General features: G+C 67.4%; 11 protein-coding genes and 1 pseudogene. 8 read left to right on the top strand and 4 right to left on the bottom strand.

The window, feature by feature from the left end:
- The 4 genes and pseudogenes from BLT03_RS21545 to BLT03_RS21530 form a co-directional block, all read left to right on the top strand.
- Nucleotides 1–320, top strand: a pseudogene (locus tag BLT03_RS21545) (IS5/IS1182 family transposase); the annotation flags it as partial.
- A 141-nt stretch (nt 321–461) separates the two neighbouring features.
- Nucleotides 462–1,022, top strand: coding sequence for a sugar O-acetyltransferase (locus BLT03_RS21540; protein ID WP_092745830.1), 561 nt, complete (start codon nt 462–464; stop codon nt 1,020–1,022).
- A gap of 170 nt (nt 1,023–1,192) precedes the next feature.
- Complete coding sequence (locus BLT03_RS21535; RefSeq protein ID WP_092745829.1) at nt 1,193–1,654, top strand: Rrf2 family transcriptional regulator; 462 nt, start codon at nt 1,193–1,195, stop codon at nt 1,652–1,654.
- The gene (locus BLT03_RS21530) at nt 1,644–2,603 is read left to right on the top strand and encodes an NAD(P)/FAD-dependent oxidoreductase (protein ID WP_092745828.1); all 960 of its coding nucleotides are present in this window, start codon (nt 1,644–1,646) and stop codon (nt 2,601–2,603) included. The genes BLT03_RS21535 and BLT03_RS21530 overlap by 11 nt, the downstream gene beginning before the upstream one ends.
- Nucleotides 2,604–2,693: 90 nt before the next feature.
- On the opposite strand, the gene BLT03_RS24585 is transcribed toward BLT03_RS21530, so the two are convergent.
- Both BLT03_RS24585 and BLT03_RS21525 read right to left on the bottom strand, forming a co-directional pair.
- Entirely contained in the window at nt 2,694–2,846 is a 153-nt protein-coding gene (locus tag BLT03_RS24585; RefSeq protein ID WP_175537831.1) for a hypothetical protein, read from the bottom strand.
- A 250-nt stretch (nt 2,847–3,096) separates the two neighbouring features.
- The gene (locus tag BLT03_RS21525; protein ID WP_175537830.1) at nt 3,097–4,932 is read right to left on the bottom strand and encodes an ABC transporter ATP-binding protein; all 1,836 of its coding nucleotides are present in this window, start codon (nt 4,930–4,932) and stop codon (nt 3,097–3,099) included.
- A 235-nt stretch (nt 4,933–5,167) separates the two neighbouring features.
- Here BLT03_RS21525 and BLT03_RS21520 point away from each other — a divergent pair, with 235 nt between their 5' ends.
- Nucleotides 5,168–6,433 (top strand): SLC13 family permease, encoded by a 1,266-nt coding sequence (locus BLT03_RS21520; protein WP_092745826.1) that lies wholly within the window; start codon nt 5,168–5,170, stop codon nt 6,431–6,433.
- An 18-nt stretch (nt 6,434–6,451) separates the two neighbouring features.
- Here the strand turns inward: BLT03_RS21520 and BLT03_RS21515 are convergent, their stop codons facing one another.
- On the bottom strand, nt 6,452–7,123 hold the full coding sequence (locus tag BLT03_RS21515) for a hypothetical protein (protein WP_175537829.1): 672 nt from the start codon (nt 7,121–7,123) through the stop codon (nt 6,452–6,454).
- A 167-nt stretch (nt 7,124–7,290) separates the two neighbouring features.
- Between BLT03_RS21515 and BLT03_RS21510 the strand changes: the two genes are divergently transcribed.
- The 3 genes from BLT03_RS21510 to BLT03_RS21500 all read left to right on the top strand — a co-directional run bounded on the left by BLT03_RS21510 (nt 7,291) and on the right by BLT03_RS21500 (nt 9,677).
- The gene (locus tag BLT03_RS21510; RefSeq protein WP_092745825.1) at nt 7,291–7,590 is read left to right on the top strand and encodes an iron uptake protein; all 300 of its coding nucleotides are present in this window, start codon (nt 7,291–7,293) and stop codon (nt 7,588–7,590) included.
- 73 nt (nt 7,591–7,663) lie between these two features.
- Nucleotides 7,664–9,346, top strand: coding sequence for a PepSY-associated TM helix domain-containing protein (locus BLT03_RS21505; protein WP_092745824.1), 1,683 nt, complete (start codon nt 7,664–7,666; stop codon nt 9,344–9,346).
- Nucleotides 9,339–9,677 carry a DUF3325 family protein gene (locus BLT03_RS21500; RefSeq protein ID WP_092745823.1) on the top strand — a complete coding sequence of 113 codons (339 nt, stop codon included), beginning with the start codon at nt 9,339–9,341 and terminating at the stop codon, nt 9,675–9,677. The genes BLT03_RS21505 and BLT03_RS21500 overlap by 8 nt, the downstream gene beginning before the upstream one ends.
- Nucleotides 9,678–9,850: 173 nt before the next feature.
- On the opposite strand, the gene BLT03_RS21495 is transcribed toward BLT03_RS21500, so the two are convergent.
- Nucleotides 9,851–10,273: a VOC family protein gene (locus tag BLT03_RS21495; protein WP_139160480.1), complete on the bottom strand. Its 423-nt coding sequence runs from the start codon at nt 10,271–10,273 to the stop codon at nt 9,851–9,853.
- Nucleotides 10,274–10,317: the final 44 nt, after the last annotated feature.

The raw sequence follows: 10,317 nt of genomic DNA, 5'->3' as shown, positions 1-10,317 counted from the left end.
GCGTGAAGGTCGAGGGCGTGCGCATCCTGATGTCAGGCCAAAAGCGTGGCATCACCCGAATGCTCAAGGCCATGATCAAAAGGCGCAGCGCCATCGAACCGGCTATCGGGCACATGAAGATGGACGGCAGGCTTGGCCGCAATCCGCTCAAGGGTGCGCTGGGCGATGCGCTGCATGCGGTGATGTGCGGGGCCGGGCACAACCTGCGCCTGATCCTGGCCGCGCTGCGGTTTTATTGCGCCCGATTCGGGCTGTCGATGCAGCCGGTCATCGCAGCCCTGGTCGCTGCACCCGCTGACCGCCGACCTCTCTGCTGCTGAGAACGGAATTGTTCAGGACGGACTATTTATTTGATAGCTAACTGCCGCCGTCTTTATTGCGCTGGAGGCACTTTTGACCATAACCCCTGGTCAGGGTCGAGATCGCGCACCCGGCGCCGGCTGCCATCGCACAATGGCCCGATGACCTCTCAAAAAGAAAACATGCTGGCCGGCCGGCTCTACCACGCCGGCGACCCTGAACTGCAGGCCGATATGGCCGCCAACAAGCGATGGCTCGTGCGCTACAACGCGGCGCTGGCGGCCGATCCGGCCGAGCGCCGCACACTGCTGGCCGAACACCTGGGCTCGGTGGGCGAGGGCGCGGTGATCCGGCCGCCGTTCCATTGCGACTACGGCTTCAACATCCACCTGGGTACTGGCGTGTTCCTCAACTTCAACTGCGTCATCCTGGACGTGGTCGAGGTGCGCATCGGCGACGGCACGCAGATCGGCCCGGGCGTGCAACTGCTGGCGGCTGACCATCCCCGTTCGCCGCAGGAGCGGGCCAGCGGCCTGGAATTCGGCCGGCCGGTGCACATCGGGCGCAACGTCTGGATCGGCGGCGGCGCGCTGATCATGCCCGGCGTGACGGTGGGCGATGACGCGATCATCGGCGCCGGCAGCGTCGTCACGCGCGATGTGCCGGCTGGCGCCACCGTGGTCGGCAACCCGGCACGGGTGCTGCCACCTCGCCAGGACTGACGCAGGGCGCGGCGTAGCGCACGTCGCCGACCTGGTGCAGACCTTGGCGGTCTGCAAACCCCTCCCTTCGCCTGAGCGGCCGGCCATCGCATGCCGGATCGTCATGGCCGGTGCGCGCCCGCATCAACCCTTCGCTTGCCAAAGTCATTTCATGCAACTAATAATGTTGCATGAAACAAGACAGCAAATTGTCCGCCGTGCTGCACGTGCTCTTGCACATGGCGGAGAGCCGAACCCCGTCCACCTCGGAATCGCTGGCGCAGGCGATGCAGAGCCACCCCGTGGTCGTGCGGCGGGTGATGGCGGGCCTGCGCGATGCGGGCTTCGTGGCATCGGCCAAAGGACACGGAGGCGGCTGGGTGATCTCGTGCCCGCTGGAAGACGTGAGCCTGGCTGACATCCACCGCGCCGTGGGCGAGCCGGCGTTTTTAGCGGTCGGCCACCGCACCGAGCGCCCGGAATGCCTCGTCGAGCAGGCCGTGAATGCCGCGCTCGACGGCACCTACCGCGAGGCCGAGGCGCTGCTGCTGGCCCGCCTGGAACAGATCACCCTGGCCGATCTGTCGCGCGATTTTCACGACCGCTGGGCCAGCAGCGGTGTTTCGACCAAGGACATTTCCCATGCAGTTTGATGCTCTGGTGATCGGCGGCAGCTTTGCCGGACTGTCGGCCGCGACGCAGATCGCCCGCGCGCGGCGCAGCGTGTGCGTCGTGGATGGCGGCGCGCCGCGCAACCGCTTTGCGGCAGCCTCGCACGGCTTCTTCGGCCAGGACGGCGCCCGGCCGCAGGACATGATCGCGCTGGCGCGCCGCCAGCTCATGGCGTATCCCTCGGTCACCTTCAAGGCCGCTCAGGCCACGCAGGCGCGGACCGTGGGCAGGGCGGAGTTGTCGGCCGCGCCGGGCAACGGTGCGGGCGCCATGTCTGCCGGCACCGAAGGGGGGTTCGCGGTGGTGCTGGATTCCGGCGAAACGCTGTTCGCCCGCAAGCTGTTGCTGGCCACGGGCCTGCGCGATGAGCTGCCCGCCATCGATGGCCTGCCCGAGCGCTGGGGCGCCACGGTGCTGCACTGTCCGTATTGCCACGGCTACGAGGTCGGCGGCGCTCCCATGGGCACGCTGTACGCAGCGCCGACGTCCGTGCACCACGCATTGCTGGTGAGCGACTGGGGGCCGATGACGCTGTTCCTGAACGGCCACGACGCGCCCGAGCCGGAAGCCCTGGCGCAACTGGCCGCGCACGGCATCGCCATCGAGCCGGCCCGCGTGCTGGCCCTGGAGGGCGATGCGCCCGCGTTGTCCGGCGTGCGCCTCGAGGATGGGCGCACTGTGCATATCAAGGCGCTGTTCGTGCCGCCGCGCACGCACATGGCGAGCCCGTTGGCCGAGCAGTTGGGGTGTGCTTTCGACGAAGGCATGTCGGGCCCGATGATCCGCGTGGATGCAACGCAGCAGACGACCGTGCCGGGTGTGTTCGCCGCGGGCGATGCGGCCATGCCGGGCCACAACGCAACGTTGGCGGCCGCCAATGGCGTCATGGCCGGCGTGTGCCTGCACAAGGCACTGGTCTTCGGGACCTGAAACGGAAAATCGTTGGATGGAGAAGATGCGGCGGCTGTGGCCGCATCGGCGCAGCGGCAGGGTCGCGCTGACCGGGCTGATGAACTCAGTTCAAAGAATGATTCGGAGCACGATGAACACCACGACCGTGGTGCCCACGCACATCAGCACGCGCTTGCCCTGGGGCATGGGGTTGTTCTTGAGCGTGAAATAGGTGCCTGCGCCGGCGCCGATCGAGATGCCGAGAATGGATGCAAATGACATGGGAGGTTCCCTCTGTAGTGATGAATAGGATGGAGAACGCCGCGTGTCTGGCTGAGGGCAGGGCGCGTTGCCTGCATTGGCTCGTTGCGGCGGGAGAAGGGCCGCAGTCTACGGACCCGCGCGCCCTGAACTTGTAACCCCAGGTAAGCCGGTCGGGCATGGTTGCCAGATTGCTATATTAATGATAGCTCTTCGGCCGCATGGAACATGCGCTGCAGCCCTGCCGGGCTTGCAGCTTTTTCGGCAGGTTTCAGTCCTCTTCGGATTCGCCCAGGAAGCCGCCGCTCTGGTGGCCCCACAGCCGCGCGTACACGCCGCCTTGCGCCAGCAACTGCGCGTGCGTGCCTTCCTCGATCACCTGGCCGGCATCCAGCACGATGAGGCGGTCCATCGCGGCAATGGTCGACAGGCGGTGGGCGATCGCGATCACCGTCTTGCCCTGCATCAGCGTGTCCAGGCTTTCCTGGATCGCGGCCTCGACCTCGGAGTCGAGGGCGCTGGTCGCTTCGTCCAGCAGCAGGATGGGTGCATCCTTCAGCATCACCCGGGCGATGGCCACGCGCTGGCGCTGCCCGCCCGAAAGCTTCACGCCCCGTTCGCCCACATGGGCTTCGTAGCCCCGGCGGCCCTGCAGGTCGGTCAGCGTGTCGATGAAGTCGGCCGCCTGCGCGAGGGCCGCGGCGGCGTGCAGGTCTTCCTCGCTCGCATCGGGCCGGCCGTAGAGGATGTTGTCGCGCATCGAGCGGTGCAGCAGCGAGGTGTCCTGCGTCACCATGCCGATCGCCTGGCGCAGGCTGTCCTGCGTCACGTGGGCGATGTCCTGCCCGTCGATCAGCACGCGGCCGGTCTGTACGTCGTGAAAGCGCAGCAGCAGGTTCACCAGCGTCGATTTGCCCGCGCCCGAACGGCCGATCAGCCCGATCTTCTCGCCCGGCCGGATGGTGAGGTTCAGCCGGTCGATCACCGGCTTGCCGCCCTGGTAGGCGAAGGTCACGTTGTCGAACCGCACTTCGCCGCGCGGCACCGCCAGCGGGCGCGCGTCGGCAGCGTCCACCACCGTGCGTGGCCGGGTCAGAGTGTTGATGCCGTCCTGGATGGTGCCCACGCTCTCGAACAGCGTGGTCATCTCCCACATCACCCAATGGGCATGGCCCGAGACGCGCAACGCCATGGCGGTGACAGCCGCTACGGCGCCCGCGCCCACCTGGCCCAGCGACCACAGCCACAGGGCGGTGCCGCAGGCGCCGACCATCATGGCCACGACCAGGATGTGGTTCACGATCTCGAACTGGCTTACCAGGCGCATCTGCGCGTAGCCGGTGTGCTTGAACGCATCCATCGCCGCGCGGGCGAATTCGGCCTCGCGCCGGGTGTGCGAGAACAGCTTGACGGTGGCGATGTTGGTGTAGGCGTCGGTGATGCGCCCGGTCATGACGGACCGTGCATCGGCCTGCGCCTTGCCCACCTGGCCAAGGCGCGGCACGAAGTACCAGCAGGCGAGGCCGTAGAACCCGATCCAGACCAGGAACGGCACCAGCAGCCGCACGTCGAAGCCGGCCGCCAGCAGCAGGATGGTGAAGAGGTACACGCCCATGCCGATCACCACATCGGTCGTGGTGAAGATCATGTCGCGCACGGCCAGGGCCGTCTGCATGATCTTGGTGGTGATGCGGCCCGCGAACTCGTCGGAGTAGAAGGCCATGCTCTGGCCCAGCATCAGCCGGTGGAAGTTCCAGCGCAGGCGCAGCGGAAAGTTGATGGCGAGCGTCTGGTGCTTGACGCTGGTCTGCACCGCCACCAGCACGATGCTGGCCAGCAGCATGCCGATCACCAGGGCGAGCGTGCCTTTGCGCTCGGCCCAAAGCATCGCCGACGTTACCTGCGTGAGCCAGTCCACCACGTGGCCCAGCACGGCGAACAGCAGGGCTTCATACACGGCGATGGCGGCCGACAGGCCGGCCATGGCTACGACGTAGCCGCGAAGTCCACGCGTGCCGGCCCACACGAAGGCCATGAAATCCTTGGGGGGCAGGGTGGGTTCGGTGATGGGGTAGGGGGGTAAACGCTTCTCGAAAAACTGAAACACGGGCTCGACTCCTTGGGCCGCCATCCTAAGGGGCTGCCGTGACTTTTGTGCCTGCGGGGTCTTGCCTGCGCCTTCGCCACCATGGGCCTTCGGTCGCGTCCGACGCTGGGCTGGTCCGCGTGCTCCCTAGAATCCCGCATGCCGGCCGTGGCGTGACACCTTGAGGGCGCCACGAACGCGCCGGTCTCTCTTTTCTGGTTGGCTCGCCGATCGATTTTTTGGAACGAAGGCTTTCATGCTTGCACCGCAGCAGTGGATTTGGGGCGTGGTCGGGGTGGCAACGGGCGCAGTCATCCTGCGGCCCTGGCGGTGGCCCGAGGCGGTGTGGGCCGTGGCGGGTGCCCTGGCGCTGGTCGGCTTCGGGCTGCTGCCGGCGGCCCAGGCCTGGCGGGGCGTGCTGCGCGGCGAAGACGTCTACCTGTTTCTCGCCGGGATGATGCTGCTGTCCGAAATGGCGCGGCGCGAAGGCGTGTTCGACTGGCTCGCGGCGCTGGCCGCACGCCGCGCGGGCGGATCGGGCAGCCGGCTTTTCGCCTGGGTGTACGTGGTGGGCACGCTGGTGACGGTGTTCCTCTCCAACGACGCCACGGCGGTGGTGCTCACACCCGCGGTGTTTGCCGTGGCCCGCGCGGTCGGCGCATCGCCGCTGCCTTACCTGTTCATCTGCGCGTTCGTCGCCAATGCGGCGAGCTTCGTGTTGCCGATCTCCAACCCCGCCAATCTGGTGCTTTGGGGCGGCCACATGCCGTCGCTGCCCCAGTGGCTGGCGCTGTTCGCGCTGCCGTCGCTCGCTTCCATCGCGGCCACGTTCCTGGCCCTGCGGTTCGCGTTGCGGCGCGATATCGACGCCACCATCCGCACCGAAGTGCCGCCCAGTCCGCTGAGCCGCGGCGGGCAGCTCGCAGCGGGTGGCCTGGCGGTGTCGGTGGTGGTGCTGGTGGCGTGTGCCTGGATGCGCGTGCCCCTGGGCTGGCCCACGCTGGGCGCGGCGCTGGTCACGCTGGTGCTGCTGCGTGCGGGCTGCGGCAGCCCGGCCTGGCCGGCGGTGCGGGCGGTGTCATGGAGCGTGCTGCCGCTGGTGGCCGGGCTGTTCGTGTTCGTGCAGGCGCTGGAATACACGGGCGTGGTGGGCTTGCTGGCCAGCGCCCTGCGGCATGCCGCAACGGCCTGGCCGGGCGGTGCCGACGTGGGCGTGGGTGCCTTGCTCGGCATTGCCGCCAACCTGGTGAACAACCTGCCAGCGGGACTGCTGGCGGGGGCGGCGCTGGACGCCGCCAATGCATCGCCCTCCATGCGCGCCGCCGCGCTGATGGGCATCGATATAGGCCCCAACCTGTCGATCACCGGCTCGCTGGCCACGCTTCTGTGGCTGGCAGCTTTGCGCCGCGAGGGCGAATCAGTGAGCGGTTGGCAGTTCCTGCGGCTGGGCGCGTGGGTGATGCCCATGGGCCTGGGCGCCGCGCTACTGACGCTCTGGTTGACCCACGTCGCCCTGCGCTGACCGCGCGGCAGGCCTTGCCTATCGGTACACCACCGTGATGCGCGGCACGGCCTTCACGCCGGGCTGGCGCGCCAGGAAGTCCGACAAGAACGCGATCAGGCTTTTTTCGCACAGCGCCATCACGGCCGGGTCCGACGCCATCGCGGCGCCCTGTTTCGCCGCACGCTGCGAAGCCTCTTGCGTGAGGCGGATCACGGCGCCCTTGTTGTCCGTCAGCAGCCCGCCCGACAGCACGCGGTGGCGCAGCTGGGTGATGGCGGGGGTGGCGACCAGCGTCGGCTTGGCCAGGTGGATCTCGATGCCGCCCGGCGTGTTGCGCAGTTCGTAGCTCTGCGGCCGCAGGTCGTAGCCGAACGAATATTCGGCCGAATACCAGATCGCCACCACACCGGTGGACGCCAGGCCCAGCACCGACTTTTCGACGATCTGCGTGGTGCCTTCCTCCCGCACCACGGTGGCGGCCATCAGCTTCATCTGCTCGGACAACGATTGCTTGCTCACCGTCAGGTAGTCGGTGTAGCGGGTGTAGCCCAGCAGTTGTTCGGTTTTCTGGCTCACCTCCTGCTGCAGCTGCGCCACCTGGGCCCGCGCCGCCCGCATGCGGCCCTGGGCGACCCACCAGGCCGTGGCGGCGATGGCGGCCAGCATGGCGAGCAGCAGGGTCAAAAGGGTGAGGCGGGCACGTGACATAAGCGAAGACAGGCGAAAAAAAGCGAGGGGCAGAGCATAGCCGGGTAGGGCCGAGGCCCTGTAGCGATCTCGTTACTGAAAGTCCCTGCCAGGGCGCCACAAGGGTTCCCGCGACTTGCGCGCGCAGGCATAATTGAGAATTAATCGCATTTTGAAGTGGGTAAACGATGGCTGGCAGCACTGCCGCGTCCCGCCTGCATGTCGTCTCCCGCATCGCGGCCGGCATGCTGGGCGGCTACGCGTTCACATGGGGATTCATCGGGCTGTGCATCGGGCTGCTGTTCGCGGCGGGAATGCCTTTTCACGACGCCGAAGCCATGGGCTACATCGTGGGCTTCATCGTGTTCCTGGCCGCCTTCCTCTGGGCCTTCTCGGACTCACGGCTCGGGCGCGTATGGCTCGTGCTCGCCGGGGGTGGGGCCCTGATGTCCGGCGCGGCATCGCTGGTGCAGATGGCGCTGGTCTGAGGCCCGGGGCCGAAAGCGCCTTGCGCGCCGGGTGCCCGCTCCTGTTGTCTCGTCTTCGGAAAGGCGGTCTTCCGTGTTCCAGAATTTTCGGCTCACCATGGCCTGGCTCCACACCTGGTTCGGCCTGGTGCTGGGCTTCGTGCTCATGGTCGTTTTCTTTTTCGGCTCGCTCTCGGTGTTCGACCGCGAGATCGACCGCTGGGCCATTCCCGAAACGCGGTTCGCGCCCCAGCCGATGCCGTCGTTCGACCGGGTACTGCAGCCGGCCTTCCGCAGCATGGTCCAGCCCGACGCGGCCAACATCGAGGCGGCGCGCAGCCGGGTGAACGGCCCGCTCGCCGCGAGCTTTCCGGTTGTGAACAGCTGGGGCGCCTACACCACTCACCGCGACCCGGTGCTCGGCTTGTTCGCCAGCTTTGCGCTCCCCAATGCCAAGCTGCCGGACGACCAGATCTGGGGCACCCGCACCATCGACCCGCGCAACGGCCGGCCCTTGCCCGATGACCACCTCAAGATCGGCAGCCGCTTCTTCTACCCGCTGCACTACAGCCTGCACCTGGAAGGGAAGAACCTGGGCTACTGGATCGTGGGCTTCGCCGCGCTGATGATGCTGGTCGCCCTGGTGAGCGGCGTAGTCATGCATCGCAAGATCTTCCGCGAGATGTTCACCTTCCGGCCGCGCAAACACACGCAGCGCAGTGCGCTCGACCTGCACAACCTGACCGGCGTGGTGGCGCTGCCGTTCCATTTCATCTTTGCGCTGTCGGGCCTGGTGATCTTCGGCGGCATCTACTTTCCCGTCACCGAAACCCAGCTGCATCCGCTGCACGAGCTGCATGAGCAGCACGAGGCGATGGAAACCGGCCTGCCCGCCAAGCGGGCCGGTACGCCGGGCACCCTCGCGTCGGTGGACGCCATGGTGGCCGAGGCGCAGCGCCGCTGGGCTGCCAAAGGCATGGCCGGCGAGGTCGGCTACCTGAACGTGCAGCACCTGGGCGATGCGAATGCCTACGTGAGCGTGTTCCGCGCCGGCACCGACCGGGTCACCCTGACGGGCGAGGGCATCCACTTCAAAGGCACCACCGGCGAGGTGCTGCGCGAAGACCCGCCACCCACGGTGGTGGCCGGTATCAACAACTTTCTGACCGGCCTGCACCTGCAGCACTTCCGCCACTGGCTGCTGCGCTGGATGTACGTGCTGGGTGGCCTGGCGGGGTGCGCGTGCATCGCCACCGGATTCATCTTCTTCGTGGAAAAGCGCAAGCGCCAGCACGCCAGGCAAGGGGTGTCCGGCGCGCGGTGGGTCGATGCCTTCGCGGTCGCCACCGTGACCGGCATGTTGATCGCCACCTTTTCCATGCTGATCGGCAACCGGATGCTGCCCACCGATCTGCCCGCGCGCGGCAGTTGGGAGCAATCCATCTTCTGGGGCGCCTGGGTGCTGGCCTTCTTGCACGGCGTCTGGCGCACGGCCCCGGTGGCGCAGGGCCGCATGGCCCCCGCCTGGGCGGAGCAATGCTGGGCCGCTGCCGCGCTGGCAGTGGCCGCCGTGCTGCTGAACTGGGCCACGACGGGCGACCATTTGCTGCGAACCCTCGGCAACGGCTATTGGCCCGTGGCGGGCATGGACCTGGCCCTGCTGGCCAGCGCTGCAATCGCCGTGGTGGCCGCTCGCAGGCTCCGCCAGCGCGCGCAGGGCGCCGCGGCACCGGCCAGCCGCGCAACCCAGGGTGTACCGGAGGCTTCCCGTGCCTGATGCATTGCTCTTGCTGATCGCCGTGGCAGCCAATATCGCCGGCATGGGGTGGCTGGCCCTGGCCATGGACGTGCACTGGGCCCAGGTGCTCGGCGACCAGGCTCCGCAGTCCCGCCGCACGGTCGTAGCGCTGCGTGTGGCAGGCGCTGCCGCATTGGCCGCATCGCTGGCTTTGTGCCTGAGCGTGGACCATGGCTCGATGGCCTCGCTGGTCTGGGTGATGGCCTTGGCGGGGGCCGCCCTCGGCATCGCTCTAACGCTGGCCTGGCGCCCGAGGACGCTGGGGGTGCTCGTCCCGTGGGTGTCTGCCGCCGCGAATACAGGGCGCTGAGTGAAGCGGCTGACTGAGACGGAAAAAAGAAAACCCGCCGAAGCGGGTTGAAAAGCAGCCCAGGAGGGAGGAGGAGATCGATTGATGCGGGCTGCTGGGTTCCATGATTCCCTGGCCAGCTTAGGCGAGTCTTAAGAATGCTCGCGGTCATCTTCTCGGGTCTGCTGCCTCAGCTACTCCGCGCTTTCTCGGAACTGAACGATGTTTCCCTCCGGGTCGTGCCCGTCGCAGGCACGAAATCCCCGGGCTTCCCATTCGCGCGAAGCAGGGCTCAACGCGCCTCCCAGCGCAACGGCTGCCTCGCGCGTCGCGGCGAGGCTGTCCACGGCAAAGAACAGTTTGACGGGTACATCGATCCTGCGTCGCGGGCCCGAGGAAGGCGCGTCAGAAGCGCTGGATGCGGCAGAGGCCGCCTGAGCGGACCGTGCCGCACCAGCCGGCATGCTGTGGACCACCAACTGCACATCGTCCGACTCCAGCACGATGTGCCCATGCTGCCTCTCGATCACCTGCATCGAGAGCAGCGCTTCATAAAAGCGCGCCATTTGGGGCAGATTCCTCGCAAAAAGGACGGCCCCGGATTTCGGTCTGGTCATTTGCTTTCCTCCCAAGGATTGTTGTTGGAAGGAGGCATTGTGCG

Source organism: Paracidovorax valerianellae, assembly GCF_900102625.1.
Classification (GTDB): Bacteria; Pseudomonadota; Gammaproteobacteria; order Burkholderiales; family Burkholderiaceae_C; genus Paracidovorax; species Paracidovorax valerianellae.
The sequence above is the reverse complement of the archived record's forward strand: the minus strand, read 5'-3'. Positions and strand labels throughout refer to the sequence as shown.

Excerpts from the sequence above, each read along its gene's own strand:
- BLT03_RS24585 (WP_175537831.1), bottom strand. The coding sequence starts at position 2,846 with ATGTCATTTGCATCCATTCTCGGCATCTCGATCGGCGCCGGCGCAGGC.
- BLT03_RS21540 (WP_092745830.1), top strand. The coding sequence starts at position 462 with ATGACCTCTCAAAAAGAAAACATGCTGGCCGGCCGGCTCTACCACGCC.
- BLT03_RS21535 (WP_092745829.1), top strand. The coding sequence starts at position 1,193 with ATGAAACAAGACAGCAAATTGTCCGCCGTGCTGCACGTGCTCTTGCAC.
- BLT03_RS21520 (WP_092745826.1), top strand. The coding sequence starts at position 5,168 with ATGCTTGCACCGCAGCAGTGGATTTGGGGCGTGGTCGGGGTGGCAACG.
- BLT03_RS21510 (WP_092745825.1), top strand. The coding sequence starts at position 7,291 with ATGGCTGGCAGCACTGCCGCGTCCCGCCTGCATGTCGTCTCCCGCATC.
- BLT03_RS21515 (WP_175537829.1), bottom strand. The coding sequence starts at position 7,123 with ATGTCACGTGCCCGCCTCACCCTTTTGACCCTGCTGCTCGCCATGCTG.
- BLT03_RS21495 (WP_139160480.1), bottom strand. The coding sequence starts at position 10,273 with ATGACCAGACCGAAATCCGGGGCCGTCCTTTTTGCGAGGAATCTGCCC.
- BLT03_RS21530 (WP_092745828.1), top strand. The coding sequence starts at position 1,644 with ATGCAGTTTGATGCTCTGGTGATCGGCGGCAGCTTTGCCGGACTGTCG.